The 26,557-nt window shown below is 56.1% G+C and carries 23 protein-coding genes and 1 other annotated feature; of the genes, 12 read left to right on the forward strand and 11 right to left on the reverse strand.

The genetic code is table 11. The features are described 5' to 3' along the window. Window positions 1-2: 2 nt before the first annotated feature. From trpCF to SPE70_RS10410, 3 genes are read right to left on the reverse strand one after another with little or no spacing between them, the layout of a single operon-like run. Window positions 3-1,361 (reverse strand): bifunctional indole-3-glycerol-phosphate synthase TrpC/phosphoribosylanthranilate isomerase TrpF, encoded by a 1,359-nt coding sequence (trpCF, locus tag SPE70_RS10400; protein ID WP_064170171.1) that lies wholly within the window; start codon window positions 1,359-1,361, stop codon window positions 3-5. A 3-nt stretch (window positions 1,362-1,364) separates the two neighbouring features. Beyond that, complete coding sequence (gene trpD, locus SPE70_RS10405; protein ID WP_004148109.1) at window positions 1,365-2,960, reverse strand: bifunctional anthranilate synthase glutamate amidotransferase component TrpG/anthranilate phosphoribosyltransferase TrpD; 1,596 nt, start codon at window positions 2,958-2,960, stop codon at window positions 1,365-1,367. After that, window positions 2,960-4,522, reverse strand: coding sequence for an anthranilate synthase component 1 (locus SPE70_RS10410; RefSeq protein ID WP_064170170.1), 1,563 nt, complete (start codon window positions 4,520-4,522; stop codon window positions 2,960-2,962). Before SPE70_RS10410 ends, trpD begins: the two co-directional genes overlap by 1 nt. A gap of 34 nt (window positions 4,523-4,556) precedes the next feature. Continuing rightward, window positions 4,557-4,652, reverse strand: a sequence feature (Trp leader region). Between the two features lie 159 nt (window positions 4,653-4,811). Between SPE70_RS10410 and rnm the strand changes: the two genes are divergently transcribed. Together rnm and SPE70_RS10420 are read left to right on the forward strand one after the other, a co-directional pair. Continuing rightward, complete coding sequence (rnm, locus tag SPE70_RS10415) at window positions 4,812-5,675, forward strand: RNase RNM (protein WP_012542055.1); 864 nt, start codon at window positions 4,812-4,814, stop codon at window positions 5,673-5,675. Between the two features lie 16 nt (window positions 5,676-5,691). Further along, window positions 5,692-6,312 carry an L-threonylcarbamoyladenylate synthase gene (locus SPE70_RS10420; protein WP_008807778.1) on the forward strand — a complete coding sequence of 207 codons (621 nt, stop codon included), beginning with the start codon at window positions 5,692-5,694 and terminating at the stop codon, window positions 6,310-6,312. A gap of 21 nt (window positions 6,313-6,333) precedes the next feature. Here the strand turns inward: SPE70_RS10420 and SPE70_RS10425 are convergent, their stop codons facing one another. After that, window positions 6,334-7,242, reverse strand: a complete 909-nt coding sequence (locus tag SPE70_RS10425) for a DMT family transporter (RefSeq protein ID WP_023339994.1) — start codon at window positions 7,240-7,242, stop codon at window positions 6,334-6,336. A 111-nt stretch (window positions 7,243-7,353) separates the two neighbouring features. On the opposite strand from SPE70_RS10425, the gene gcvA reads away from it, so the two are divergent. Then, entirely contained in the window at window positions 7,354-8,253 is a 900-nt protein-coding gene (gene gcvA, locus SPE70_RS10430) for a transcriptional regulator GcvA (protein ID WP_032691360.1), read from the forward strand. Between the two features lie 929 nt (window positions 8,254-9,182). Here gcvA and SPE70_RS10435 read toward each other — a convergent pair. From SPE70_RS10435 to SPE70_RS10445, 3 genes are all read right to left on the reverse strand, one after another. After that, window positions 9,183-10,559: a PAAR domain-containing protein gene (locus SPE70_RS10435; RefSeq protein WP_044650180.1), complete on the reverse strand. Its 1,377-nt coding sequence runs from the start codon at window positions 10,557-10,559 to the stop codon at window positions 9,183-9,185. Further along, window positions 10,559-11,065: a PAAR domain-containing protein gene (locus tag SPE70_RS10440; RefSeq protein WP_004190748.1), complete on the reverse strand. Its 507-nt coding sequence runs from the start codon at window positions 11,063-11,065 to the stop codon at window positions 10,559-10,561. Before SPE70_RS10440 ends, SPE70_RS10435 begins: the two co-directional genes overlap by 1 nt. 102 nt (window positions 11,066-11,167) lie before the next feature. Next, entirely contained in the window at window positions 11,168-11,401 is a 234-nt protein-coding gene (locus SPE70_RS10445; RefSeq protein WP_071527864.1) for a hypothetical protein, read from the reverse strand. A 147-nt stretch (window positions 11,402-11,548) separates the two neighbouring features. Here SPE70_RS10445 and rluB point away from each other — a divergent pair, with 147 nt between their 5' ends. Continuing rightward, window positions 11,549-12,451, forward strand: coding sequence for a 23S rRNA pseudouridine(2605) synthase RluB (gene rluB, locus SPE70_RS10450; protein ID WP_008807781.1), 903 nt, complete (start codon window positions 11,549-11,551; stop codon window positions 12,449-12,451). A 60-nt stretch (window positions 12,452-12,511) separates the two neighbouring features. Here the strand turns inward: rluB and cobO are convergent, their stop codons facing one another. Together cobO and SPE70_RS10460 are read right to left on the reverse strand one after the other, a co-directional pair. Further along, window positions 12,512-13,102 carry a cob(I)yrinic acid a,c-diamide adenosyltransferase gene (gene cobO / locus SPE70_RS10455; RefSeq protein ID WP_002901749.1) on the reverse strand — a complete coding sequence of 197 codons (591 nt, stop codon included), beginning with the start codon at window positions 13,100-13,102 and terminating at the stop codon, window positions 12,512-12,514. Beyond that, window positions 13,099-13,860 (reverse strand): YciK family oxidoreductase, encoded by a 762-nt coding sequence (locus tag SPE70_RS10460; protein WP_008807782.1) that lies wholly within the window; start codon window positions 13,858-13,860, stop codon window positions 13,099-13,101. Before SPE70_RS10460 ends, cobO begins: the two co-directional genes overlap by 4 nt. Window positions 13,861-14,115: 255 nt before the next feature. On the opposite strand from SPE70_RS10460, the gene sohB reads away from it, so the two are divergent. Then, entirely contained in the window at window positions 14,116-15,162 is a 1,047-nt protein-coding gene (sohB, locus tag SPE70_RS10465) for a protease SohB (RefSeq protein ID WP_046881583.1), read from the forward strand. 47 nt (window positions 15,163-15,209) lie between these two features. On the opposite strand, the gene SPE70_RS10470 is transcribed toward sohB, so the two are convergent. Beyond that, on the reverse strand, window positions 15,210-15,461 hold the full coding sequence (locus SPE70_RS10470) for a YciN family protein (protein ID WP_002901761.1): 252 nt from the start codon (window positions 15,459-15,461) through the stop codon (window positions 15,210-15,212). A gap of 406 nt (window positions 15,462-15,867) precedes the next feature. Between SPE70_RS10470 and topA the strand changes: the two genes are divergently transcribed. From topA to acnA, 4 genes are all read left to right on the forward strand, one after another. Next, window positions 15,868-18,465: a type I DNA topoisomerase gene (gene topA / locus SPE70_RS10475; RefSeq protein WP_008807785.1), complete on the forward strand. Its 2,598-nt coding sequence runs from the start codon at window positions 15,868-15,870 to the stop codon at window positions 18,463-18,465. Window positions 18,466-18,806: 341 nt separating this feature from the next. Further along, window positions 18,807-19,781 carry an HTH-type transcriptional regulator CysB gene (gene cysB, locus SPE70_RS10480; protein ID WP_008807786.1) on the forward strand — a complete coding sequence of 325 codons (975 nt, stop codon included), beginning with the start codon at window positions 18,807-18,809 and terminating at the stop codon, window positions 19,779-19,781. A gap of 245 nt (window positions 19,782-20,026) precedes the next feature. Next, window positions 20,027-20,194 carry a YmiA family putative membrane protein gene (locus tag SPE70_RS10485; RefSeq protein ID WP_002901776.1) on the forward strand — a complete coding sequence of 56 codons (168 nt, stop codon included), beginning with the start codon at window positions 20,027-20,029 and terminating at the stop codon, window positions 20,192-20,194. A 390-nt stretch (window positions 20,195-20,584) separates the two neighbouring features. Then, entirely contained in the window at window positions 20,585-23,257 is a 2,673-nt protein-coding gene (gene acnA / locus SPE70_RS10490) for an aconitate hydratase AcnA (RefSeq protein ID WP_324726582.1), read from the forward strand. Between the two features lie 46 nt (window positions 23,258-23,303). On the opposite strand, the gene ribA is transcribed toward acnA, so the two are convergent. Further along, on the reverse strand, window positions 23,304-23,906 hold the full coding sequence (gene ribA, locus SPE70_RS10495; RefSeq protein ID WP_008807788.1) for a GTP cyclohydrolase II: 603 nt from the start codon (window positions 23,904-23,906) through the stop codon (window positions 23,304-23,306). A 163-nt stretch (window positions 23,907-24,069) separates the two neighbouring features. Here ribA and pgpB point away from each other — a divergent pair, with 163 nt between their 5' ends. The 3 genes from pgpB to lapB all read left to right on the forward strand — a co-directional run bounded on the left by pgpB (window position 24,070) and on the right by lapB (window position 26,458). Next, entirely contained in the window at window positions 24,070-24,837 is a 768-nt protein-coding gene (gene pgpB, locus SPE70_RS10500; protein WP_032730147.1) for a phosphatidylglycerophosphatase B, read from the forward strand. Between the two features lie 136 nt (window positions 24,838-24,973). Continuing rightward, the gene (locus tag SPE70_RS10505) at window positions 24,974-25,282 is read left to right on the forward strand and encodes a LapA family protein (protein WP_012542047.1); all 309 of its coding nucleotides are present in this window, start codon (window positions 24,974-24,976) and stop codon (window positions 25,280-25,282) included. 6 nt (window positions 25,283-25,288) lie between these two features. Then, window positions 25,289-26,458, forward strand: coding sequence for a lipopolysaccharide assembly protein LapB (gene lapB, locus SPE70_RS10510; protein WP_008807790.1), 1,170 nt, complete (start codon window positions 25,289-25,291; stop codon window positions 26,456-26,458). Window positions 26,459-26,557 lie beyond the last annotated feature (99 nt).

The following is a 26,557-nucleotide window of genomic DNA, read 5'->3' on the forward strand; positions in this document are numbered from 1 at the left end:
CCTTAATATGCGCGCAGCGTCTGGAATACGGAGGCCAGTTTGCTGGCGTCTTTCATCCCGGGTTGCGACTCTACGCCTGAATTGAAATCGAGTCCGGCACAGCCGCTTTTGGCCGCTTCCACACAGTTATCGGCACCCAGGCCACCCGCCAGCATGACGTTGCGCAGATCCTGGCCCTGCAGCAGGCTCCAGTCAAAGCGCTGGCCGCTGCCGCCCTGGCCGTTGTCGAACAGGTACTTGTCGACATGGCAGAGCGTACGGGCCGGGAGGGTTTCACCAACGCTCAGCGCTTTCCAGATACGGACGTTGTCCGCGAGGGCGTCGCGCAGCGCGTCGATATAGGCCTGGTCCTCATCACCGTGCAGCTGCACGGCGGCCAGCCCCAGAGCCTGCGCGCGGGCGACCACCTCGTCCAGCGGCGCATTGCGAAACACGCCGACGTACTGCAGCGGCGCTGCGGCGATCACCGCTTTGGCCTGGGCGTCATTCACCGCCCGCGGCGAAGTCGGGACGAAAATCAGGCCACCGTAGATGGCGCCGGACTCCCAGGCCACCTGGGCATCCTGCGGGCGCGTCAGGCCGCACACTTTATTCTCGCCGAGCAGCACGCGTTTAACCGCCGCTTCCAGATCCGCCTGCTCCATCAGGGCGGAGCCGATCAGGAAGCCGTTGGCGAAGTGGCTCAGCTCGCGCACTTCAGCATAGGTATGGATGCCGGATTCGCTGATCACCGTGACATCCGGGCCGAGACGCGCCGCCAGCTGACGGGTGCGGTTAAGGTCAATCGACATATCGCGCAGGTCGCGGTTGTTAATGCCCACCACCTTCGCCTTCAGGGCGATGGCGCGCTCCAGCTCCTCTTCATTGCTGACTTCGGTCAGCACACCCATATTCAGGCTGTGCGCCACCGCGGAGAGCTGGCGGTACTGCTCATCGTCGAGCACCGAGAGCATCAGCAGGCAGGCATCGGCCTGATAGTAGCGCGCCAGGTAGATCTGGTAAGGGTCGATGGTGAAGTCCTTACACAGGATCGGCTGCGGCGCGACCTTGCTGACGATCGGCAGAAAATCGAAACTGCCCTGGAAATATTTCTCATCACACAGCACTGAGATCGCCGAGGCGTAGTGTTTGTAGATGCTGGCGATCGCCGCCGGATCGAAATCTTCGCGAATCAACCCCTTCGACGGCGAGGCCTTTTTGCACTCGAGAATAAACGCGGTGCGGGTGCCGGCCAGCGCGTCATAGAAATTGCGCTGCGTTGGAACGACCTCATTCTGAAAACTGGCTAATGGTTGTTGTTGTTTGCGGGCTTCTACCCAAATCGCTTTGTCGGCAACGATTTTTGCTAAAACGGTCTGCATTCTTTACCCTCTTGCCGCTAAGGCGGTCACTCTGTCATAGGCCGCGCCGCTGTGCAGCACATCCAGTACCTGCTGAGCGTTAGCTTTCAGATCTTCATGCCCGTGTAAACGCATCAACATGGCGACGTTGGCGGCGACGGCGGCTTCGTGAGCGGCTTCACCTTTACCTTGTAGCAAGCGCGTCAGAATGTCACGATTTTCTTCGGGCGTGCCGCCCGCCAGCTGCGCCTGATGGTAAGGCGTCAGGCCGAAGTCGTCAGCGGTCAGCTGATAGCTTTTGATTTCCCCGTTATGCAGTTCGGCCACCACCGTGGGCGCATGCAGCGAGACTTCATCCATCCCGCCGCTGTGCACCACCGCCGCGCGCTGATAGCCCAGCACGCGCAGGGTCTCGGCGATCGGCAACACCAGTTCCGGGCTGTAGACGCCAATCAGCGCCAGCGGCGGATGCGCCGGGTTGATCAGCGGCCCCAGCACGTTAAACAGGGTGCGGGTCTTCAGCTGCTGACGGACCGGCATCGCGTGGCGGAAACCGGTGTGGTATTTCGGCGCGAACAGGAAACAAACCCCCAGCTCATCGAGCGCCGCGCGGGATTTATCGGCGTTCATATCGAGATTGATGCCGAAGGCCGCCAGCAGGTCAGAAGAGCCTGATTTACTGGAGACGCTGCGGTTACCGTGTTTCGCCACTTTCAATCCACAGGCCGCAGCGACAAAGGCGCTGGCGGTGGAGATATTGATGCTGTTGCTGCCGTCGCCACCGGTGCCGACGATGTCGGCAAACAGGTAGTCCGGGCGCGGGAACGGCGCGGCGTTTTCCAGCAGCGCGGTGGCGGCGCCGGCAATTTCCTGCGGCTGCTCGCCGCGCACTTTCATACTGACCAGCGCGGCGGCCAGTTGCTCAGGCTTCACTTCACCGCGCACGACGGCGGAGAACAGCTGGTGGCTCTCCTGCTGGCTCAGGGTTTCCGCCTGATAGAGCTTCTCAAGGATCGGCTGGAGGGTGTTAGTGTGCTCCAGCTTCTGCAGCGCCCAGGCCAGGGTCTGCTCCAGCAGCCGTGCGCCCTGAGTGGTAAGGATCGATTCCGGATGGAACTGGAAGCCGCACACCCGGTCCGCATCGTGACGCACCGCCATCACCATACCGTTGAAATTGGCGTTAATCGTCAGCCCGGCGGGAATATTGCTGCCAACCAGCGAGTGGTAACGCGCCACCGGCAGTGGGTTAGCCAGACCGGCAAACATGGCCTGGCCGTCGTGCTCAATGCTGGATGCTTTGCCATGGAGGATCTCGCCCGCCTGGCCGACATAGCCGCCGTAGGCTTCGACAATAGCCTGATGACCGAGGCAGATGCCGATGATCGGCAGCTTGCCACGCATACGGGTCAGCAGTTCCGGCATGCAGCCAGCTTCGCTCGGCGTACCCGGGCCCGGGGAGAGCATCAGCACCGGGTTGTCCATGGTGCCCAGACGCTCAATCAGCGCCTGCGCCGGGACGGAGTTACGGTAAATCACCACGTTATGACCATTGGCCCGCAGCTGGTCTGCCAGGTTATAGGTGAAAGAATCGATATTATCGAGCAGCAGAATGTCAGCCATCAGAAAATCTCCTTCGCGTGATGGGCCTGGGCAATGGCGCGCAGCACCGCGCGGGCTTTATTTCGGGTCTCATCCGCTTCCGACTGGGGAACCGAGTCGAGCACAATGCCGGCTCCGGCCTGGACGGTAGCGATACCCTCCTGCACGTAGGCGGAACGGATGACGATGCAGGTGTCGAGGTCGCCGTGGGCGGTGAAATAGCCCACCGCGCCGCCGTAGCTGCCGCGGCGTTTACCTTCGGCGGCGGCAATCAGCTGCATGGCGCGGACCTTCGGTGCGCCGCTGAGGGTGCCCATGTTCATGCAGGCGCGGTAGGCGTGCAGCACATCGAGGTCCTGACGCAGTTCGCCGACCACGCGGGAGACCAGATGCATCACGAAGGAGTAACGGTCAACCTTCGTTAAATCGGCGACATAGCGGCTGCCCGGGGTACAGATGCGGGCCAGGTCATTACGCGCCAGATCCACCAGCATCAGGTGTTCGGAAAGCTCTTTATGGTCGGTGCGCATTTCCAGTTCGATGCGGCTGTCAAGATCGCGATCCAGCGAACCGTCGGCGCGGCGGCCGCGTGGCCGGGTGCCGGCGATAGGGTAGATCTCAATCTGACGGCTGACGGCGTCATATTTCAGCGAACTCTCCGGCGAGGCGCCGAACAGGGTGAAATCGTTGTCCTGCATAAAGAACATGTACGGGCTGGGGTTGCTCTTCTTCAGCACATCATAAGCGGCCAGCGGCGACGGGCAGGGCAGCGAGAAGCGACGGGAAGGAACCACCTGGAAGATTTCCCCGGCGCGGATCGCGCGCTGCATTTTGCGCACCACCGCACTGTACTCTTCATCGCTCTGGTCAACGTCGCACTGCATTTCGGCCACAGTGGTAACCGGCAGCGGCGCCGGCGGCTCGTTCAGTTGCTGACGCAGCTGGCTCAGGCGCTGCTCCAGGCGCTGTTTTTCACTCTCCAGCGGGGTGAACAGGCTGGCCTGAATGCGGGTATGCTTGGTCTGATGGTCGATGACCAGCAGAGTTTCAGCCAGATAGAAGCAGTAGTCCGGGCAGGCGGTGTCGCTCTGCAGCGGTGGAAGATCTTCAAAGCCGGCGACCAGGTCATAGGCGAACAGGCCGCCGAAGAACATCGCTTCACGCTCGTTGGCCGGGACGGTCACCAGCTCCTGCAGGAGACGGAAGGCGTCAAACACCGACAGTGAGCAGAGGCGGGCGTCTTCATCGAGCAGGGTGCTGACCGCGGGGAAGGTCAGGATGCGGCCGTTGGGCTGGCGCTGATTGGCGATCCCGGAGGGCAGCGCGCCGTCCAGCAGTTCCAGCAGCGCGGCGCCGTTAGCGGAAAGTGCCTGAATAGTGACAGTGTCACCAAGAGCGGTGATGCGCAGCGCGCTGTCGACCAGCAGCAGGCTTTTTAAGTCATCTTTGCTGTCGATATCAGCGGATTCCAGCAGCAGCGTGGCCGGACGGGCGCCACACAGTTGGTGGAATAACGCCGTCGGGTTCTCCCGGTAGATGGCGTCGCTGGTGAGAAGCTCGAGTGCCGGTTTGGATGTTTGCATTATTGTTCTCGCCTGTTCGTATTATTTTTTGTCCAATAAAAAGCCCGCTCATTGGCGGGCCGGGTATCTGTATGCTGAATGCAAAACGCGATCACGCCGCCCGTTATCAGGAGGTGCGCCACCAGCTGTGCAGAGTGATAAAGTGCATTTTCATCGTGATACCCCTTCATGTGAACTTGCGTACTAGTTAACTAGTTCAATGGAATAAAGTCAACCCTTGTTTGCAGATTTTCTCTGCCTGTCGGTATGATAATGCGCTTATTTACGTTGATGTCCAGCAGGAGTCCTTTTGAGCGACAGCCAATACGCAGTGATTTACGATCTGCACAGCCATACCACCGCCTCCGACGGGCGGCTGACTCCGCAGGAACTGGTCCATCGCGCCCATGAGATGCGCGTAGGCACCCTGGCGATCACCGACCATGACAGCGTGGCGGCGATCCCGGCCGCCCGGGAAGAGATCGCCCGTGCCGGATTACCCTTAACGCTGGTAAACGGCGTCGAGATTTCGACGCTCTGGGAGAATCACGAAATACATATCGTGGGTCTGAATATTGATATTGCGCACCCGACGATGACCGCGCTGCTGGAGGAGCAGAAAGCGCGACGCCAGCTGCGGGGCCAGATGATTGCCGAGCGTCTGGAGAAGGCGCGGATCCCTGGCGCCTGGGAAGGGGCGCTGCGGCTGGCGGACGGTGGCGCCGTCACCCGCGGCCATTTTGCCCGTTTTCTGGTGGAGGCCGGCCATGCGAAAAACATGGCGGAGGTCTTCAAAAAATACCTTGCCCGCGGGAAAACCGGTTACGTGCCGCCGCAGTGGTGTACAATAAAACAAGCGATTGATGTCATTCATCATTCTGGCGGCAAGGCGGTGATAGCCCATCCCGGGCGCTACGATCTCTCCGCCAAGTGGTTGAAGCGGCTGTTGGCCCACTTTAGCGAGCAGGGCGGTGATGCCATGGAAGTGGCCCAGTGTCAGCAGGCGCCCCATGAACGCGCCCAGCTGGCCACCCTGGCCGTGCAGTTTGGTCTGCTGGCGTCACAGGGCTCCGATTTTCATCAGCCCTGTGCGTGGATCGAGCTTGGCCGTAAGCTCTGGCTTCCTGCCGGCGTGGAAGGCGTCTGGCACAGCTGGGAAGCGGCCGCCAAATAAAAATTGAGAGGGAAGTATGAGCCAGTTTTTTTATATCCATCCGGATAACCCGCAGGCGCGGTTGATTAACCAGGCGGTGGAGATTGTGCGTAAGGGCGGGGTGATCGTTTATCCTACCGACTCCGGCTACGCCCTGGGCTGCAAAATTGAAGACAAGGGCGCGATGGAGCGGATCTGCCGTATCCGTCAGTTGCCGGACGGCCACAACTTTACCCTGATGTGCCGCGATCTGTCCGAGCTGTCAACCTACGCTTTTGTCGACAACGTGGCGTTTCGTCTGATGAAAAACAACACGCCGGGCAACTACACCTTTATCCTCAAGGGGACCAAAGAAGTGCCGCGCCGGCTGCTGCAGGAGAAACGTAAAACCATCGGCATGCGCGTCCCGTCTAACCCTATTGCTCAGGCGTTGCTCGAAACTTTAGGCGAACCGATGCTGTCCACGTCGCTGATGCTGCCTGGCAGCGACTTTACCGAGTCCGACCCGGAAGAGATCAAAGATCGTCTGGAGAAAGTGGTGGACCTCATCATTCACGGCGGTTTCCTCGGGCAGCAGCCGACCACGGTTATCGACCTGACGGAAGATACCCCGGTTGTGCTGCGCGAAGGCGTCGGCGACGTGAAGCCTTTCCTCTGATCGTCATCGTCGGGCGGTGGTTCATGCTCCGCCCGGCACCCCGCGTTTCCTTCCTGACGGCACGACAATCAACCACAGCGCCAGACCGATCAGCAGTGCGCCGAGAATCAGCCCTTTTTGTATGGTTTCTCCGAGGCACAAATAGCCCCACAGCGCCGCAAAAGGTGGGATCAAAAAGGTCACGGACAGCGAACGCAGCGGTCCTATATCAGCAATCAGGCGAAAATAGAGAATATACCCTGCTGCTGTACAGACCACGCCCAGCATGGCTATCGCTATCCACGGCAGGCTCTGTCGCCAGTCTATGACCGGACCATACCAGCCTGACCAGAGAAAGAAAGGCAACAGAAACAGCGTGGCGCCGACCTGGCTGCCCAACGCAACGCGCTCAGCCTCAAGGCCGCCCCGCTGCTGGATCCAACTGCGGGTCAGGAAGCCGGCCAGACCGTAACAGGCGGTCGCGATCAGGCAGGCCCCGATCCCCGGCAGCAGGAGGGCGGCGCTGAGGCTGGAGGTTGGGCTCGCAATGACTGCCACGCCAATGGCGCCCAGTAACGCGCCGCCGCCTTTGCGCAGGGTTAACGGTTCCGCAAAGCATAACGCGCCGATAAGCATTCCCATCATCGGCGCCGTGGCGTTGAGCGTGGCGGAGTACCCTGCCGGCAGCCACTGTGCGGCAAGGCAGTACATCAGAAAAGGAAGGCCTGAATTAATGACCCCCAGCTTCAGAGTGGATATGAATTTTCCCTGATACCCGCTCCATTTACCCTGCACGCCGAGTAACAGCCCGAGCGCGATAGCGGCAAACAGTACGCGAAGAAAAGCGCTGGTCATCGCCCCGAAGGCCGGGGTGGTGATGCGCATAAACAAAAAACTGGCGCCCCAGAGAGCGGCGAGCAGCAGCAGGCGGCCATAGTCGATAACACGCATGATTGACTCCTTGTATTCACGAAGGAAGTCAACTGTAGAACTCACGTGCAGCGTCCGACAAACGCGTTATGCTTACATGATTAAGTTATTCTTAACTGAGATGCCATGTCGATGAAACTTCCACCGCTGAATGCGCTGCGCTGCTTTGAAGCGGCGGCACGGCTGCTTAGTCTGAAGCAGGCCGCCAGTGAGCTTTGCGTTACGGCAAGCGCCGTCAGCCAGCAAATTGCCCGCCTCGAGGAAGCGCTGAATACCCCGCTTTTTATTCGTACTCCCCGACAGTTACAGTTAACGGAGGTGGGGGAGATCTACCTGCGGGCCGTTCAGCCCGCCTTTCTCCAGATAGCCGCCGCCACCCAGCGCCTGCAGGTGCCCGCGGGGCCAGAAAAGGTGACGCTCAGCTGTACCAGCGGCTTCGCCATTCAGTGGCTGCTGCCGCGGCTGGCTGATTTTGAACGACGTTATCCAAAGATTGAGATCCAGATCGGCACCACCAACCGGCGAGTAGATTTGCTGAGTGAAGGGATCGATTTTGCCGTGCGTCATGGTGTCGGCGGCTGGCCGGAACTGCAGGCTTACCGCCTACTGGATGACGACCTTATCCCGGTCTGCAGTCCGCAACTGATTGCTCCGCGCCGGTCCCTCGCCGGTGCGGGCGATCTGCTGCAGTATCCGCTGCTGCACGATGAGCATCGTGAAGACTGGGCGCTGTGGTGTGAGGCTGTGGGGCTGGAGCCGGACCGCGCGCGCCGCGGTCCGGTGTTCACTGATTCCAACGGCGTGACGGAGGCGGCGTTCGCTGGTATGGGGATGGCATTACTGCGACGTTCATTCATAGCGTCTGCGCTGACGCAGGGGCGGCTGGTTAATCCTCTGGCGCAGCCCATCGCCTGTCCGCTGGCCTATCATCTGGTTTACCACGAGACCGCGCTGCTGGCGCCTGCCAACCGCTGTTTTCGCGACTGGCTGCTCGGCCAGCGCCCGGCTGTTGTTGAGGAGGGCGCGCAGTGAGGGGGGCGCTGTCCGATAAAGATCCGTATGCGTGAATGGGCACCGGAGAATGAGGAAAATCTGTTCCATACTAAAGACGGGGCGCGGCGAACAGAAGCTTTCCCGACGAAGTTTTTCTTTTTACAGCGTACAGGTCGCGGAGAAGCGCTTTTTGTTGATAAATGAGAGCACCGTAACAGCTATACCGCAGATGAGGCTTAATCTTCCTAACCCGCAGATGATCAGTTCTGCTAAATTAATCATTTATCGACCCAAAGACAGATACCACCAATTAGTAGGGCAATAAAACCTACCAATGAACACAACAATTCGGCGATAAACCAGTATTTGATGTTTGCAGGTAGCTCCCGTACATAATCGACATCATCATTTTTTCTCTGAATAGACTTTTTGCCAAAGATCAATATGAGGGATCGCTATGCGCTAATTGCATACGTTTCCCTTATCCTCAGTTTCTTATGTAATTGATGATACTGATTGGGAGTGAATAAAATAGCCAAGTTTTGCTCTTGGCTATTTATTTCAATTAAATGAATAATGGTAAATAGAAAACTGATAACATCATGAATAGAAAAATAATACCGACCACGCAAAATCGTACTTTTACACGTAACCAATCGGTATACTGATTAGGAAGTTCTTTAATGAATCGAATTTGTTCATTATCCATTCCTCGCGTATGAAATGAGTTTTCTTTAAAATATAATGCTTTAATAAAAAATGCATCACGCATAAACGAGAAAAAGAACCCCCCATTCTGATAAATTAAAGCCTCTACTGGTCTTGCGTCAAATTTTTCAACAAATAGCGAACAGAGAGTAATGAATTTATTTTTCGAAATGCGATCGTAAATAATTGAAATAACCCCCGTAAGTATTAGGCATAGACACAATACCAATCCAATCGAGTTACGATGCATAATTATAAAATTAATTACCGAAAGTTTCATACAGCTGCTCTCCACCCCATTCACCGAATGCGCCACCTGCACTACTACCGACATAGCCTAAACCAGCCCCAGCAATCACAGAGCAAGCAAGCCCTCCGACACCAGCAGTACCAACACCGATAGCGATACAAAGAGGTATTGCTAAATAGCCACCAGCAACACCAACCCCCGTACCTACAGCAAAGCTACCAATCTCAGTATACTTTTTCTTGGTACATTCAGCTTCGCGACCAACAGAACAAGCCTCATTTATTTCATTTAGTGAATGCAGTCCGCTAAAACCAATGCCTAAATAACCAGTGTAACGCATTGCTTTTACGTATTTAGCTGCCCGTTCGATGTGGGTAGCATAGCCTTCAATGTCACTGATCCCCGTTTCATTCCATTTGTGGGTAATAGAACTGCTGGATAGGCCAAGTGCTTTTTTTATTTTTGTATACTCTCCGAATTTCATAGCCTTATTCAGGAATCTGACTTTAAGTATTGATTCAAGCTCTTTAAACAACAGGCTACGTTGAATGTAAAATTGTTCTCCTATCAACGAGCCTCTCGTTATGTAGGTATTCTTATACGTTTCTTGAATCTCTCTGAGTATTTTTTCGATACTCTCAAAGTATTTTCCAACAGGATCAGCAGCAAGGCCAATTCCTGTATCAGCGTAGCTGGTGAAATTAGCTATGGTTGCGTAGTGTTTGTGCAGCAAGTTAGCTTCCTGGATTGTCAGCGGTTCTAACGCCGCATCAACTCGCGCTTTCGCGGCTTTCATGTGGGCAATCTGCTCGTCGTCCTGTTTCTCTGGATCAACCAGAAGCATAATCGAACCAGCTTTGTATCTTTCATCCGGGCCGTTCAGAATAGAGAATAGCTCTTTTGCCCCTGCTGGTGGGGTTTCAGTGAATAACAGACGTTGCCACGCTTCCGTAGTACCGCCATAAGTGATAACGGCAAAACCTGCATCTATACCTGTTTTCTTTTTTGCTGTTTGGGCGTTCTGTTCCGGTTCTGACTCAATCGGTCCTGGAAGTTCAGGCATCTTGACGAGGTGAGGTAGATCAGTGTGCGTTACCGTTGCTTCTCCACCAAGTTCGTAATCATCATCCCAGTTTGAATTGATGAATTTGGATTTACAGGGGCAGGAGCTATAACTGTGTAGTGTTCCGGCAATCCTTTTGCCGTGTATGTCATCATCAAGCCCACCACAAATACGGTAAAGCCCTGGATGTTTACCACAAGTTACTTTATGCCCTTCACAGGACATATCTCTGTCAAAATGCTGGTGGTCGCTCCATCCTTCAGTGATAACGCCACCACATCGTGTCTTATCACCTCTGAATAAATAGTATCCCTTAACGCCCATCAGTGCTTACTCCCTGACACGGTCAAGAATCCTTCCGGGAGTTCGCGGCCTTCACGAAAAACCAGTTTGCTGCACGATTGTGGGGTAGAGATTATTTCATCACCATTATCAAGCATACTGCCAACGAGTGCAGCGGATGCGCCCTGCATGATTCGGGCCTTGCCAGCACCGGAAATAATAGTGGACTCGCTGCCATCAGCATATACAACCTTGTCACCTACCCGAGCAACTTGTAATCCTCCGGTAGTCGCACCGCCTGAAGCATGGCGAATGACTCCACCGCGACGGGTCAGACTTCCAACGACTGCAAACCGGAAAATGTGAGCTAACGGGCGGCTTAGATGCTGTTTTTTAATTTCCTCAAGTTCTTTCCGGGTTTTGTCATCGCAGAGTGACAAAAGCTCTTCGTCGTAAGGCGGTTGTGATTGGGCCTCATTAATTTCGGGTGTGATTTCGTTGGTATATTGCTGCATAAGTCCCTCTGCTTGTTGTGAATTAATCTTCATACGTAATTCATTGTACAAATAACACCCATGTGCCGGAAGTTGTTTTTCATAAAAATGAAACTGCGTTTTAAAATATTTATTTTGTGAATGTTATGGCGCGATTCATTTACTATCGACTATGTCGAAGCTTTTGCTGTACGGGCAATGCTGCGACTCCGTGACGAAGGTAAATGTGTAGATACTGTTGGAGTAGACACACAGCGTTTTCCCGTTCGCTGTGCTTGACTGTTCCGGATTGCTCATCGTTATACGTCCAAGTTCAGAAAGACTCAGGCGCACAAAACTTGTTGAATCATTTAGTCTAAAATTCGTGTAGTATGTGCGCCCACGAATCATTGTGTGACAGCTTGTGTGATACGTTGTTTGCCATGCTGTGTGCCATGAAATATTTACAGATCAGTGAGTTAAGTTGAGTTTTAGGCTAACTCGTTGTTTTTGAAAGCATACCAGACGCCTGGGAAGGCGACACCTTAAGGAAGCTCAATGAGCGAGAAACTGCAAAAAGTGCTGGCCCGCGCCGGCCACGGCTCCCGCCGTGAAATTGAAGCGAAAATCGAAGCTGGCCGCGTCAGCGTCGACGGAAAAATCGCCACCCTCGGCGATCGTGTGGAAATCGTCCCCGGTTTAAAAATTCGTATCGATGGTCATCTGATCTCGGTGAAAGAGTCTGCTGAGCAGATCTGTCGCGTGCTGGCTTACTATAAGCCGGAAGGCGAGCTGTGCACCCGTAACGATCCGGAAGGGCGCCCGACGGTGTTTGATCGCCTGCCAAAACTGCGCGGCGCGCGCTGGATTGCCGTTGGCCGTCTGGACGTGAACACCTGTGGCCTGCTGCTGTTCACCACCGATGGCGAACTGGCAAACCGCCTGATGCATCCGAGCCGTGAAGTCGAGCGTGAGTACGCCGTTCGCGTTTTCGGCCAGGTGGATGATGATAAGCTGCGTCAGCTGTCTCGTGGCGTGCAGTTAGAAGATGGTCCGGCAGCATTTAAAACCATCAAATTCACCGGCGGTGAAGGGATTAACCAGTGGTACAACGTCACCCTGACCGAAGGGCGTAACCGCGAAGTGCGTCGCCTGTGGGAAGCGGTCGGCGTGCAGGTCAGCCGTCTGATCCGCGTGCGCTATGGCGATATTCTGCTGCCGAAAGGCCTGCCGCGCGGCGGCTATACCGAACTGGACCTGGCGCAGACCAACTACCTGCGCGAGCTGGTGGAGCTGACGCCGGAAACCAGTTCTAAAGTTGCTGTCGAGAAAGACCGTCGCCGGATGAAAGCCAATCAGATCCGTCGGGCGGTGAAGCGTCACAGCCAGACCAGCGCTAACCCGCGCCAGGGTAACAACAGCAACCGTCGTTCCAGTACTCGCAATAAGACCAACGGTTAATGTTGTGCGTTCCGGTGGATTGCCGCCGGAACGCGTACTGCCTTTCGCCGTACCAGGCCCTCAGTAGTCAATTCCCATCTGCGCTTTAATCCCGGCATCAAACGCATGCTTGACTGGACGCAGTTCGCTGACGGTATCCGCCAGTTCAATAATATCGCGATGGCAGCCGCGGCCGGTAATGATCACCGACTGATGGGCAGGACGCTCACGCAGGGCGCTTAGCACCGATTCCAGCGGCAGGTAATCGTACGCCACCATGTAAGTCAGCTCATCCAGCAACACCAGATCGAGCTGGTCGTCAGCCAGCATACGGCGGGCATGCTCCCAGACCGCCAGACAGGCGGCGGTGTCGCTGTCGCGATCCTGGGTGTTCCAGGTGAAGCCTGTCGCCATCACCTGAAATTCGACGCCGTGGGGTTCCAGCAGGTTACGCTCACCGTTAGGCCAGGTCCCCTTGATAAACTGGATCACGCCGACTTTTTTGCCGTGGCCGACGGCGCGGGTCGCGGTGCCAAAGGCGGCGGTGGTTTTGCCTTTGCCGTTGCCGGTAAAGACCATCACAATGCCGCGTTCGTCCTGGGCTGCCGCCACCCGGGCGTCAACTTTATCTTTCAGCCGCTGCTGGCGTTCGCGGTAGCGTTCATCACTCATTGGGCAATTCCTGGCTTACGGCCCGGTTGGGCGTCAAAGGTCATTCCCGTCTTGCGGCGACTGTCGTCACCCATCAGCCACAGATAGACGGGCATAATGTCAGCGGGGGTCTTCAGTTTTAGCGGATCTTCCGTCGGGAAGGCGCTGGCGCGCATCCCGGTGCGGGTGCCGCCGGGGTTGATGCAGTTCACCCGCAGATGACGGCTTTGGTACTCGTCGGCCAGCACCTGCATCATCCCTTCGGTGGCGAATTTGGAGACCGCATAGGCGCCCCAGTTGGCGCGGCCCTGACGGCCAACGCTGGACGAGGTGAAGACCAGCGAGCCCGCATCCGAACGGAGTAATAAAGGAAGAAGCGCCTGGGTCAGCATAAAAGTGCCATTGACGTTCACCTGCATCACCTGCTGCCAGACCTCCGGCTTCTGCTCGTCCATGGGGCAGATGTCGCCGAGCAGGCCGGCGTTGTGCAGCACGCCGTCAAGACGGGGATAGTGCATACTTATCTGCTGCGCCAGCTGCTGGCACGCCTGCGGCGTGCAGGTTAGCAGGTCGAGGGTAAACCAGCGGGCGGGAAGGCCGCCCTCGCGTTCAATCTCCTGGGCGACGGCGCGCAGTTTTTCGTCGTTGCGGCCAAGCAGAATCACGCTGGCGCTATAGCGCGCGTAGGTCAGGGCCGCTTCACGACCAATCCCGTCGCTGGCGCCGGTGACCAGGATGATGCGATCTTTCAGCAAGTGGCGTTGCGGTTGATAATGCACGGCGACTCCTTGGGCGATCGGTTCCCGATCGCGCTTCATCTTTGGTATCTCACTTTTGCGCTGTTATGCCTGAAAGTGCTCGCCATTGCAATCGGCGAAGCGGAAAGTATTCAGAAAATTAATATCTTGCAACGATTTCAGCCTCGCTGAAAAAAAACGGAATCCGCTGCGCACAAGACACAAAGCACAAAGACTTCTCGCCAGGGGCTGATGTACACTGTGCAGCAACGTCAGTGCTTTACACAAGGTGAAAACGTGGAATTACTTGCTCAGTACGGCTTATTTTTAGCCAAGATCGCGACGGTTGTCGTCGCTATCGCGGTGATTGCCGCTATTATCGTCAACCTGGCCCAGCGTAAGAAGCAGCGCGGCGAACTGCGGGTGACCAATCTTAGCGAGCATTACAAAGAGATGAAGGAATCGCTGGCGGTGGCGCTGCTTGACGGCCCGCAGCAGAAACAGTGGCATAAAGCGCAGAAGAAAAAGCAAAAACAAGAGGCGAAGGCCGCGAAAGCGCGGGCGAAGCTGGGTAACGTGGAGCCGGAAGGCAAGCCGCGCGCCTGGGTGCTGGATTTCAAAGGCAGCATGGATGCCCATGAGGTCAACAGCCTGCGGGAAGAGATCACGGCGGTGCTGGCGACGGCGAAAGCGCGTGACCAGGTGGTGATTCGTCTGGAAAGCCCCGGCGGGGTGGTACACGGTTATGGGCTGGCAGCCTCTCAGCTGCAGCGGTTGCGCGACAAACAGATCCCGCTGACGGTGGCGGTTGACAAAGTGGCGGCCAGCGGCGGCTATATGATGGCTTGCGTGGCCAACAAAATCGTGTCGGCGCCGTTTGCGATCCTTGGCTCCATTGGTGTGGTGGCGCAGATCCCTAACCTCCATCGCTTCCTGAAGAACAAAGATATTGATATCGAACTGCATACCGCCGGGCAGTACAAACGGACGCTCACTATGCTGGGCGAAAATACCGAAGAAGGGCGGCGCAAGTTCCGTGAGGATCTCAATGAGACGCACCATCTGTTCAAGGATTTCGTCCATCGGATGCGTCCTGGACTTGATATTGAGCAGGTAGCTACCGGCGAGCACTGGTACGGGGTGCAGGCGCTGGAAAAAGGGCTGGTGGATGCGGTTGAAACCAGCGATGAGCTGTTGCTGGGGCTCATGGAGAGCCACGAGGTGATCGGGGTGCGTTATCAACAGCGTAAGAAAATGCTCGACCGCTTCACCGGTAGCGCCGCGGAGAGCGCCGATCGACTTCTGCTGCGCTGGTGGCAGCGCGGTCAGAAACCGCTGATGTAAACAACATAACGCGAGGCCAGGGCCTCGCGTTATCGTTTCCACCGGCCTTAATCGACCAGGTGATACTTGTCCGACAGCTCGTGGGCGAGGTACTTAAACATGTTAAATACCGCCGTACTCTTCGGCGTCGGTAAACCCTGCTCGTCAAGATAAAACTCACCGCTAAACACCAGGACATTGTTGCGCTGAACGACGTCGGTGGCTTCGATACCGGCTAACGTATCCTCATGTTCGCGAATAAGTTTGTTGGCTTTTTCGAGCAGCGTCTGGCGATCGATAGGTTGGGTTGTACCTTGCATAACGGACTCCTCTTTTTCTCCGCGCGTAGTTTACGCCGCGCGGCGGCGTGGGGCAAATTTTCCATGGACAAAACAGGGGTAATCGTAACCAGTGGAGAAACAGCCGTTTACTGGCGGGTTTCGCTTTTGCATGCTAATAAAGTTGCGTAACGAATTTTATCAGGTACAGTGTGACGCTTTCGGCGATCTGGCAACAGATTTGCTTGACATTCGGCCAAAAATTCTTCGTGCTATGTCACCTGACGCAAAAAAGTCAGCAAACTCAAACGCCTGGTTTTACGGAGATGAAGCGGGTGTTCAGGGTTGATATTCACCGACGGTGCCGCAACATATGAGGCAGTCGCCAGTGGAGGGTGTATGAATGTGCGATGTATTCCTGGATGAATCAAATTAGGTAAAGGTGAATATGGGTAAAGCTCTCGTTATCGTTGAGTCCCCGGCAAAAGCCAAAACGATCAATAAGTATCTGGGTAATGACTACGTGGTGAAATCCAGCGTCGGTCATATCCGCGATTTGCCGACCAGTGGATCAGCTTCCAAAAAGAGCACCGACTCTACCGCCACCAAAGGGGCTAAAAAGCCTAAAAAGGACGAACGTGGTGCTCTGGTTAACCGCATGGGCGTGGACCCATGGCATGACTGGAATGCGCACTATGAAGTACTTCCGGGTAAAGAAAAGGTAGTTTCAGAACTCAAACAGTTGGCGGAAAAAGCTGACCACATCTATCTCGCAACCGACCTTGACCGCGAAGGGGAAGCCATTGCCTGGCACCTGCGGGAAGTGATCGGCGGCGATGAACAGCGTTACAGCCGCGTGGTGTTCAATGAGATCACCAAAAACGCTATTCGTCAGGCCTTCGAAAAGCCGGGCGAACTGAATATCGATCGGGTTAACGCCCAGCAGGCGCGCCGCTTTATGGACCGCGTGGTGGGCTATATGGTCTCGCCGCTGCTGTGGAAGAAAATTGCCCGTGGTCTTTCTGCCGGGCGCGTGCAGTCCGTTGCGGTCCGCCTGGTGGTGGAACGTGAGCGTGAAATCAAAGCCTTCGTCCCGGAAGAGTACTGGGAAGTTGATGCCAGCACCACCACGCCGGGCGGCGACGCGCTGCCTCTGCAGGTGACTCACAAAGACGATAAGCCGTTCCGTCCGGTCAGCCGTGATGAGACCATGGCGGCGGTATCGCTGCTGGAAAAAGCCAGCTACAGCGTGCTGGAGCGAGAAGACAAGCCGACCAGCAGCAAGCCGGGCGCGCCGTTCATCACCTCCACGCTGCAGCAGGCGGCCAGCACCCGTCTCGGCTTCGGCGTGAAAAAGACCATGATGATGGCTCAACGTCTCTATGAGGCGGGGCACATCACCTATATGCGTACCGACTCCACCAACCTGAGTCAGGACGCGCTGAACATGGTTCGCGGTTATATCAGCGACAACTTTGGCAAAAAATATCTGCCGGAGAGCGCTAACCAGTACGCCAGCAAAGAAAACTCGCAGGAAGCGCACGAAGCGATTCGTCCTTCTGATGTGAGCGTGCTGGCGGAAACGCTGAAAGATATGGAAGCCGATGCGCAGAAGCTCTATCAGCTGATCTGGCGCCAGTTTGTCGCCTGTCAGATGACGCCGGCGCAATACGATTCCACCACGCTGACCGTGGCGGCGGGCGATTTCAAACTGAAAGCGCGCGGTCGTACCTTACGTTTCGACGGCTGGACCAAAGTGATGCCGGCGCTGCGCAAGGGCGATGAAGACCGGACGCTGCCGGTGGTTAAACAGGGCGACCGCCTGAGCCTGGTGGAGCTGACGCCTGCGCAGCACTTTACCAAGCCGCCGGCGCGCTTCAGCGAAGCTTCGCTGGTCAAAGAGCTGGAAAAACGCGGTATCGGCCGTCCTTCCACCTACGCTTCGATCATCTCGACCATTCAGGATCGCGGCTACGTGCGGGTGGAAAACCGTCGTTTCTATGCGGAGAAAATGGGCGAAATCGTCACCGATCGGCTGGAAGAAAACTTCCGCGATCTGATGAACTACGACTTCACCGCGCAGATGGAAGATCGTCTCGACCAGGTGGCCAACCACCAGGCCGAGTGGAAAGAGGTGCTGAACCACTTCTTCGGCGATTTTACCACTCAGCTGGAGACCGCAGAGAAAGATCCGGAAGAGGGCGGCATGCAGCCGAACCCGATGGTGCTTACCAGCATCGACTGCCCGACCTGTGGACGTAAAATGGGCATCCGTACCGCCAGCACCGGTGTTTTCCTCGGCTGTTCGGGCTATGCTCTGCCGCCGAAAGAGCGTTGCAAAACCACCATCAACCTGGTGCCGGAAAACGAAGTCCTCAACGTGCTGGAAGGCGATGACGCGGAAACCAACGCGCTGCGTGCCAAACGTCGCTGTCAGAAGTGCGGGACCGCAATGGACAGCTACCTTATCGATCCTAAGCGTAAACTGCACGTGTGTGGTAATAACCCGACCTGCGACGGCTATGAGATTGAAGAAGGCGAGTTCCGCATCAAGGGCTATGATGGTCCGGTAGTGGAGTGCGAGAAGTGCGGTTCTGAAATGCACCTGAAAATGGGGCGTTTCGGCAAGTACATGGCCTGTACCAACGACGAGTGTAAGAACACGCGTAAGATCCTGCGCAACGGCGAAGTGGCTCCGCCGAAGGAAGATCCGGTGCCGCTGCCGGAGCTGCCGTGCGAGAAGTCTGACGCGTACTTTGTGTTGCGCGACGGGGCGGCGGGTGTCTTCCTGGCGGCCAACACCTTCCCGAAATCACGGGAAACGCGTGCGCCGCTGGTGGAAGAGCTGTACCGCTTCCGCGATCGTCTGCCGGAAAAACTGCGCTATCTCGCCGATGCGCCGCAGCAGGATCCGGAAGGTAATAAAACGCTGGTGCGCTTTAGCCGTAAAACGAAACAGCAGTATGTGGCTTCCGAAAAAGAGGGCAAAGCGACCGGCTGGTCAGCCTTCTTTATTGACGGTAAATGGACTGAAGCCAAAAAGTAATCGTGCAGTATCAGGCAGGAAAAGCGCGCTTTTCCTGCACTAACGGCCGGCAGAGGCAGTGGATGCCTCTGCCGCGTTGTTTCCCCTTCTGGATGGTCTTTTCTTCCCCTTATAACCACCTATATTATTTTTCGTTAGTATCTATACACTGTTGATATAAATGATATAGTGGTTATAGCTAATCCCTTTTTTATTATTAAAACGTCTTATACATCATCGCTTTCAGGATGCGTTGCGGCGCCACTACGGCCAACTGCCGGGAGGCTGGCCTCACGGTCGACAAGTTGCCTGAACGTAAAGTGTATTAAGCGGCTTCATTTTACGCGCAAACGGATATCAGCATGAAACTACAACAGCTTCGCTACATCGTAGAGGTGGTGAACCATAACCTGAATGTTTCATCCACCGCCGAAGGGCTTTATACCTCCCAGCCGGGCATCAGTAAGCAGGTCCGCATGCTGGAAGATGAGCTGGGCATCCAGATTTTCGCCCGCAGCGGCAAACATTTAACTCAGGTGACACCAGCCGGGCAGGAGATCATCCGTATCGCCCGCGAGGTATTATCGAAAGTCGATGCGATTAAATCTGTCGCCGGGGAGCATACCTGGCCTGATAAAGGGTCGTTATATGTGGCGACGACCCATACTCAGGCGCGCTATGCGTTACCGGGGGTGATCAAGGGCTTTATTGAACGCTACCCGCGCGTGTCGCTGCATATGCATCAGGGCTCGCCAACCCAGATTGCAGAAGCCGTATCGAAAGGCAACGCCGACTTCGCCATCGCCACCGAGGCGCTGCATCTGTATGACGATCTGGTGATGTTGCCATGCTATCACTGGAACCGGTCGATTGTGGTGACGCCTGAGCATCCTCTGGCCGCGAAGGGCTCGGTTTCCATTGAAGAGCTGGCGCAGTACCCGCTGGTGACCTATACCTTTGGCTTTACCGGCCGTTCGGAACTGGATACCGCGTTTAACCGTGCGGGTCTGACGCCGCGCATTGTCTTTACCGCCACTGATGCCGACGTGATCAAAACCTATGTTCGCCTGGGGCTTGGGGTCGGGGTGATAGCCAGCATGGCAGTCGATCCGGTCTCTGACCCGGACCTGGTGAAGCTGGATGCGAACGGTATATTCAGCCACAGCACCACCAAAATTGGTTTCCGCCGTAGCACCTTCTTACGAAGCTACATGTATGATTTTATTCAACGTTTTGCACCCCATCTGACCCGGGATGTCGTGGATACCGCGGTGGCTTTGCGGTCGAATGAAGATATTGAAGCGATGTTTAAAGATATAAAACTTCCGGAAAAATAACCCTTAAAAAAATAATGGCATTCCCTGTGGGGAGTGCCATTGACTATCATGGTCCTAATTTAACATCTTAAACCTCGAACCAATCACAAAATTAATAATTTCTGGCAACACGTTTGTCATTATGCCCGCCGCGATCAAATAACCGGTTAAATATATTCCATCAGGCCTAAATTCACTGGATTAATCTTTTATCCATAATTAAGATTTATCTGTACCTGATGATTTGAGCAATTGGTGGTGACAATATGATAAGTAATATCGATTACATGAAACTGGCGATGTCATACGAGAATGACAAAACCGAAATCGATCCCGTTCTGCGTAGTCGCGTATGGGGCGTAGTGTTGGTAGGGCTGGCGATGTTCTGGAGCATCATCGCGCTTACCATCTGCAACATCTGGATTGTCAGCTAAAGCTGTAGGTCATCGTTGTAGATACATGTCATTTTTATGACAGTGAAAGGAAACTGTAATATAAAATCAGTGACCGGCAATACAGGGAGAATATATTTTGCCGCTGGATTCATCCAATCTGAAATCACTCACAAGAGCTAATCATAGCCAGCTGGCCGATTAGCTCTTTTTTTGTCCTCGTGTACTAATACAATATCGTCTTAATCATCGCTTCTGCACTATTTTGGTGCTATTTCTCCGATTCCAGGATAATTCCCGATTAATCACTGTCGACCTCGGCGCATTTAGCAATTTGGGTTGTTATCAAAGTGTTATGCTCGGTATGTGTTATCTTTAATGGAGACCCTGAGGAGAATCAGGGTATGCCATCCCTGAGATAAAGGAGGAGCTATGTCGTCAACCCTACGAGAAGCCAGTAAGGACACGCTGCTGGTCAACGAGAAAACCTGGCATTACTACAGTCTGCCGCTGGCAGAGAAACAGCTGGGCGATCTCAGTCGACTGCCTAAGTCGCTGAAGGTGCTGATGGAGAACCTGCTGCGCTGGCAGGACGGTGACTCGGTGACAGAAGAAGATATTCGTGCCCTGGCCGGCTGGCTGCAACAGGCCCATGCCGACCGGGAGATCGCTTACCGTCCCGCGCGCGTCCTGATGCAGGACTTTACCGGCGTGCCGGCAGTCGTGGATCTGGCCGCCATGCGCGAGGCGGTGAAGCGCCTGGGCGGCGACACCGCGAAAGTGAATCCGCTGTCGCCCGTCGATCTGGTGATCGACCACTCGGTCACCGTCGACCGTTTCGGCGATGACGAGGCCTTCGAAGATAACGTCCGTCTGGAAATGGAGCGTAACCACGAACGTTACGCTTTTCTGCGCTGGGGACAACAGGCCTTCAGCCGCTTCAGCGTAGTGCCGCCGGGCACCGGTATTTGTCACCAGGTCAACCTGGAATACCTCGGTCGGGCCGTCTGGAGCGAAGAGGTGAATGGGAAGTGGATGGCGTGGCCGGATACCCTGGTGGGCACCGACTCTCATACCACCATGATTAACGGTCTCGGCGTACTGGGCTGGGGCGTGGGCGGGATTGAAGCGGAAGCCGCCATGTTGGGTCAGCCGGTGTCGATGCTGATCCCGGATGTCGTGGGCTTTAAGCTCAGCGGCAAACTGCGCGAAGGCATCACCGCCACCGATCTGGTGCTGACGGTCACCCAGATGCTGCGCCAGCACGGTGTCGTCGGCAAGTTTGTTGAATTCTACGGCGATGGCCTGGATACCTTACCCCTGGCCGATCGCGCCACTATCGCCAATATGGCCCCGGAATATGGCGCCACCTGTGGTTTCTTCCCGATCGATGATGTGACGCTTAGCTATATGCGTCTGAGCGGCCGTAGCGAAGAACAGGTCGCCCTGGTGGAAGCCTATGCCAAAGCGCAGGGCATGTGGCGCCAGCCGGGCGAGGAGCCGGTCTTTACCAGCACCCTGGCGCTGGACATGGGCAGCGTTGAGGCAAGCCTTGCCGGGCCGAAACGGCCGCAGGATCGCGTGGCGCTCGGCGATGTGCCGAAAGCCTTTGCTGCCAGCGGCGAGCTGGAAGTTAACCATCCTCAGCGTCAGCGCCAGCCGGTGGATTATACGCTGAACGGGCATCACTATTCGCTACCGGACGGCGCCGTGGCCATTGCGGCCATTACTTCCTGTACCAATACCTCCAACCCCAGCGTGCTGATGGCCGCCGGTCTGCTGGCGAAAAAAGCCGTCGAGCGTGGCCTGCAGCCGCAGCCGTGGGTAAAAGCTTCCCTGGCGCCAGGCTCGAAAGTGGTGTCGGATTATCTGGCTCATGCCGGCCTGACGCCTTACCTCGACCAGCTCGGCTTCAATCTGGTGGGATATGGCTGTACCACCTGTATCGGTAACTCCGGTCCGTTGCCGGAACCTATCGAAGAGGCGATCAAAAAGGGCGATCTGACCGTCGGGGCGGTGCTTTCCGGTAACCGTAACTTCGAAGGGCGTATCCATCCGCTGGTGAAAACCAACTGGCTGGCCTCGCCGCCGCTGGTCGTCGCTTACGCCCTGGCGGGGAACATGAATATCGATCTCACCCGCGAGCCGTTGGGGCAGGGCAGCGATGGCGAACCGGTTTATCTGAAAGATATCTGGCCGAGTGGGGAGGAGATTGCCCGTGCGGTGGAACAGGTCTCCACTGAGATGTTCCGCAAAGAGTACGCGGAAGTATTTTCCGGTACCGAGGAGTGGAAAGCAATCAAGGTGGAGGCGTCAGATACCTATGACTGGCAGAAGGACTCGACTTATATTCGCCTGTCGCCGTTCTTTGACGAGATGGGCGTCGAACCGCTGCCGGTAGAGGATATTCATGGCGCGCGGATCCTCGCCATGCTGGGCGATTCAGTGACCACTGACCACATTTCGCCGGCGGGGAGCATCAAAGCCGATAGCCCGGCAGGCCGCTATCTGCAGGAGCATGGGGTTGCCCGGCGCGACTTTAACTCCTATGGTTCCCGTCGCGGTAACCATGAGGTGATGATGCGTGGCACCTTCGCCAATATCCGTATTCGTAACGAAATGGTACCGGGAGTGGAAGGCGGTATGACCCGACATCTGCCGGACCGCGAACCGGTGGCGATCTACGATGCGGCGATGCAGTATAAAGCGGAAGGCATACCGCTGGCGGTGATTGCCGGTAAGGAGTATGGCTCAGGTTCCAGCCGCGACTGGGCGGCGAAGGGGCCGCGCCTGCTGGGCATTCGGGTAGTGATCGCCGAGTCCTTCGAACGTATCCACCGCTCCAACCTGATCGGGATGGGGATTTTGCCGCTGGAGTTCCCGCAGGGCGTCACCCGTAAAACGCTGCAGTTGACCGGGGAAGAGCGGATTGATATCAGCAATCTGCAGTCGCTTCAGCCTGGCGCTACGGTGCCGGTGACCCTGACTCGCCCTGACGGCTCGCAGGAAGTGATCCCTTGTCGGTGCCGTATCGACACCGCGACCGAGCTCACCTACTACCGCAACGACGGCATCCTGCACTACGTTATCCGCAATATGCTGTAAAACAAAGGGCCAGCATCGCTGGCCCTTTCTCTTTTATTCAATCGGTTTATTCCGCCGGCTTGCTGTTCAGCAAATGGCCCATTTTGGCGGCTTTAGTATCCAGGTAGTGAGCATTTTTCGGGTTACGCCCGACGATCAGCGGTACCCGCTCCACAATGTTGATCCCGGCTTCGGTAAGAATTTCCACTTTTTTCGGGTTATTGGTTAATAACCGAACCTGCTCAACGTTGAGCAGTTTGAACATATCGGCGCACAGGGTGAAGTCGCGCTCATCGGCGGCGAAGCCCAGCTGATGGTTCGCCTCAACGGTGTCGTAGCCCTGATCCTGCAGCGCGTAGGCGCGGATTTTATTCAATAAACCAATGTTGCGTCCTTCCTGGCGGTGATAGAGCAGGATCCCCCGACCTTCTTCGGCGATATGCGACAGGGCCGCTTCCAGCTGAAAGCCGCAATCACAGCGCAGGCTAAACAGGGCATCGCCCGTCAAACACTCTGAATGGACGCGGGCCAGGACCGGCGACTGCCCCGAGATATCGCCATACACCAGCGCGACATGATCTTGTCCGGTTGCCAGTTCTTCAAAACCCACCATCAGGAAATCGCCCCATGGGGTTGGCAGTTTGGCTTCTGCCACACGTTTAAGCTGCATGTGATTCTCCAGATTCTGTCAGCACCTGAATGTGCTTTCTGTTTGCCGCTATTTTGCCACAAGGCCGGGACGTTCTCCTAATCGCGAACGGTTAGCCGCGTGGAAAGCGCACAAACGAACTACTTTCCGCTATGATGTTCATCTACAAGGAGAAGGAGAGAAAATGCTGTTGATTGCCCAACGAACCGCTCTCGCGGCAGCGCTGCTGCTTGTTATGCCTGTTACGGTCTGGCTGTCTGGTTGGCTGTGGCAGCCAGGACTGCCGGTTGCTATGTTGAAAACCCTCTGGTGGGTGACGGAAACGGTGACGCAGCCGTGGGGAATTATCACGCATGTTGCACTGTGCGGCTGGTTTCTCTGGTGTCTTCGCTACCGGCTGCGCGCGGCACTGATCCTGTTCCTGATTCTTGCCGCCGCCATCCTGGTGGGACAGGGGGTTAAATCCTGGGTCAAAGCGCGGGTTCAGGAGCCGAGACCCTTTGTCATCTGGCTGGAAAACTCAAGACAGGTGCCGGTGACGCAATTCTATGCGTTGAAGCGTAAAGAACGCGCTAAACTGGTGCATGCCCAGCTGGCGCAGGCGCAGGACATTCCGCCGTTTTTACGCAAGCACTGGCAGAAAGAGACAGGCTTTGCTTTCCCGTCGGGTCACACGATGTTCGCCGCCAGCTGGGCGCTGCTGGCCGCCGGGCTGCTGTGGCCGCGTCGGCGTTGGGGCACGGTCGCCGTGCTGCTGGTATGGGCGACGGCGGTGATGGGCAGTCGCCTGGCGCTGGGCATGCACTGGCCGCTGGATCTCATTGTCGCCACGCTGATCTCCTGGCTGTTGGTCACGGTGGCCTGCTGGTTGACGCAGCGCCTGTGCGGGCCGCTCTCGCCGCCGGGAGAAGAGGCGCAGGATATTAAAAAACGGATGCCCGAAGCAGAATAATGTTGATTTTAGCGGCATCCGACCGCATATCCTGTACAGTTGCCATGCTTTTTCATTCCACCGCTGCGGCGAAAATGATACTTTATAGGGCTGAAAGCGGGCTTTTTTTCGCGCAACCCACATAACGGGAAGTCATGTGAAATATTTACTCATTTTCTTACTGGTGCTAGCAATCTTCGTCATTTCAGTGACGCTGGGGGCGCAGAATGACCAACAGGTCACGTTCAACTATTTACTCGCGCAGGGTGAATTCCGCATTTCGACACTGCTGGCGGTGCTGTTCGCCGCAGGCTTTGCCATTGGCTGGCTGATCTGCGGCTTGTTCTGGCTGCGGGTGCGTGTCTCGCTGGCGCGCGCGGAGCGAAAAATTAAGCGCCTTGAGCACCAGATTGCCCCCGTCAGCCCGGTCGCTGTCGACGCAGGCGTGCCTGCCGTGAAGGAATAACCTCTTATGCTGGAGTTGTTGTTTCTGCTTTTACCCGTTGCCGCCGCCTACGGCTGGTACATGGGGCGCAGAAGTGCACAACAGTCCAAACAGGACGATGCCAACCGCCTGTCACGGGATTACGTGGCGGGGGTTAACTTCCTGCTTAGCAACCAGCAGGATAAAGCCGTCGATCTGTTCCTTGATATGTTGAAAGAGGATACCGGCACCGTTGAGGCCCACCTGACGCTCGGTAACCTGTTCCGCTCGCGCGGCGAGGTTGACCGCGCGATCCGTATTCATCAGAGCCTGATGGAAAGCGCATCGTTAACCTACGATCAGCGCCTGCTGGCCGTCCAGCAGCTGGGGCGCGACTATATGGCCGCCGGGTTGTACGATCGTGCGGAAGATATGTTCAAACAGCTGGTGGATGAGACCGATTTCCGCCTGAGCGCTCTGCAGCAGCTGCTGCAGATCTACCAGGCGACCAGCGACTGGCAGTCAGCGATCGAAGTCGCTGAACGGCTGGTGAAGCTGGGTAAAGAGAAACATCGTGGCGAAATCGCCAATTTCTGGTGTGAACTGGCCCTGCAGCAGATGGCGGCCAACGATCTGGATAAAGCGATGGCGCTGCTGAAGAAAGGCGCCGCCGCAGACCGCAACAGCGCCCGGGTCTCAATAATGATGGGCCGGGTGTGGATGGAAAAGGGTGATTACGCCAAAGCGGTAGAGAGCCTTGAGCGGGTTATCGATCAGGATAAAGAGCTGGTCGGTGAGACGCTGGAGATGCTGCAGACCTGCTACCAGCAACTGGGTAAAGCCGAAGAGTGGGAGGTTTTCCTGCGCCGTTGTGTGGATGAGAACACCGGGGCCACCGCTGAACTGATGCTGGCGCAGATCCTCGAGCAACGGGAAGGGGTCGAAGCCGCGCAAAACTACGTTACCCGGCAGCTGGAACGTCACCCGACCATGCGCGTCTTCCATAAGCTGATGGACTACCATCTCAACGAAGCGGAAGAAGGGCGCGCTAAAGAAAGCCTCGGGGTGCTAAGAAATATGGTCGGCGAGCAGGTGCGCAGCAAACCGCGCTATCGCTGCCAGAAATGCGGCTTTACTGCTCATACGCTCTACTGGCACTGCCCATCCTGCCGCTCGTGGGCCACCATCAAACCCATTCGCGGTCTCGACGGCCAATAAAGTCAAAAAAAATCCCGCCATTAGTTACAACATACTTATCGCTTCTCTCCTCTCCACGCGCGGCCCCGGCAGCGCCATCGTCCGGCCAGCGCTACTACA

This window comes from Klebsiella sp. ZJOU C1 (genome assembly GCF_035620215.1).
In the GTDB taxonomy this organism is placed as follows: domain Bacteria; phylum Pseudomonadota; class Gammaproteobacteria; order Enterobacterales; family Enterobacteriaceae; genus Klebsiella; species Klebsiella variicola.

Coding starts and splice junctions, on each gene's coding strand:
- trpCF (WP_064170171.1), bottom strand. CDS start 1,361: ATGCAGACCGTTTTAGCAAAAATCGTTGCCGACAAAGCGATTTGGGTA.
- trpD (WP_004148109.1), bottom strand. CDS start 2,960: ATGGCTGACATTCTGCTGCTCGATAATATCGATTCTTTCACCTATAAC.
- SPE70_RS10410 (WP_064170170.1), bottom strand. CDS start 4,522: ATGCAAACATCCAAACCGGCACTCGAGCTTCTCACCAGCGACGCCATC.
- SPE70_RS10420 (WP_008807778.1), top strand. CDS start 5,692: ATGAGCCAGTTTTTTTATATCCATCCGGATAACCCGCAGGCGCGGTTG.
- SPE70_RS10425 (WP_023339994.1), bottom strand. CDS start 7,242: ATGCGTGTTATCGACTATGGCCGCCTGCTGCTGCTCGCCGCTCTCTGG.
- gcvA (WP_032691360.1), top strand. CDS start 7,354: ATGAAACTTCCACCGCTGAATGCGCTGCGCTGCTTTGAAGCGGCGGCA.
- SPE70_RS10435 (WP_044650180.1), bottom strand. CDS start 10,559: ATGGGCGTTAAGGGATACTATTTATTCAGAGGTGATAAGACACGATGT.
- SPE70_RS10440 (WP_004190748.1), bottom strand. CDS start 11,065: ATGAAGATTAATTCACAACAAGCAGAGGGACTTATGCAGCAATATACC.
- SPE70_RS10445 (WP_071527864.1), bottom strand. CDS start 11,401: ATGATTCGTGGGCGCACATACTACACGAATTTTAGACTAAATGATTCA.
- rluB (WP_008807781.1), top strand. CDS start 11,549: ATGAGCGAGAAACTGCAAAAAGTGCTGGCCCGCGCCGGCCACGGCTCC.
- cobO (WP_002901749.1), bottom strand. CDS start 13,102: ATGAGTGATGAACGCTACCGCGAACGCCAGCAGCGGCTGAAAGATAAA.
- SPE70_RS10470 (WP_002901761.1), bottom strand. CDS start 15,461: ATGCAAGGTACAACCCAACCTATCGATCGCCAGACGCTGCTCGAAAAA.
- topA (WP_008807785.1), top strand. CDS start 15,868: ATGGGTAAAGCTCTCGTTATCGTTGAGTCCCCGGCAAAAGCCAAAACG.
- cysB (WP_008807786.1), top strand. CDS start 18,807: ATGAAACTACAACAGCTTCGCTACATCGTAGAGGTGGTGAACCATAAC.
- SPE70_RS10485 (WP_002901776.1), top strand. CDS start 20,027: ATGATAAGTAATATCGATTACATGAAACTGGCGATGTCATACGAGAAT.
- acnA (WP_324726582.1), top strand. CDS start 20,585: ATGTCGTCAACCCTACGAGAAGCCAGTAAGGACACGCTGCTGGTCAAC.
- ribA (WP_008807788.1), bottom strand. CDS start 23,906: ATGCAGCTTAAACGTGTGGCAGAAGCCAAACTGCCAACCCCATGGGGC.
- pgpB (WP_032730147.1), top strand. CDS start 24,070: ATGCTGTTGATTGCCCAACGAACCGCTCTCGCGGCAGCGCTGCTGCTT.
- lapB (WP_008807790.1), top strand. CDS start 25,289: ATGCTGGAGTTGTTGTTTCTGCTTTTACCCGTTGCCGCCGCCTACGGC.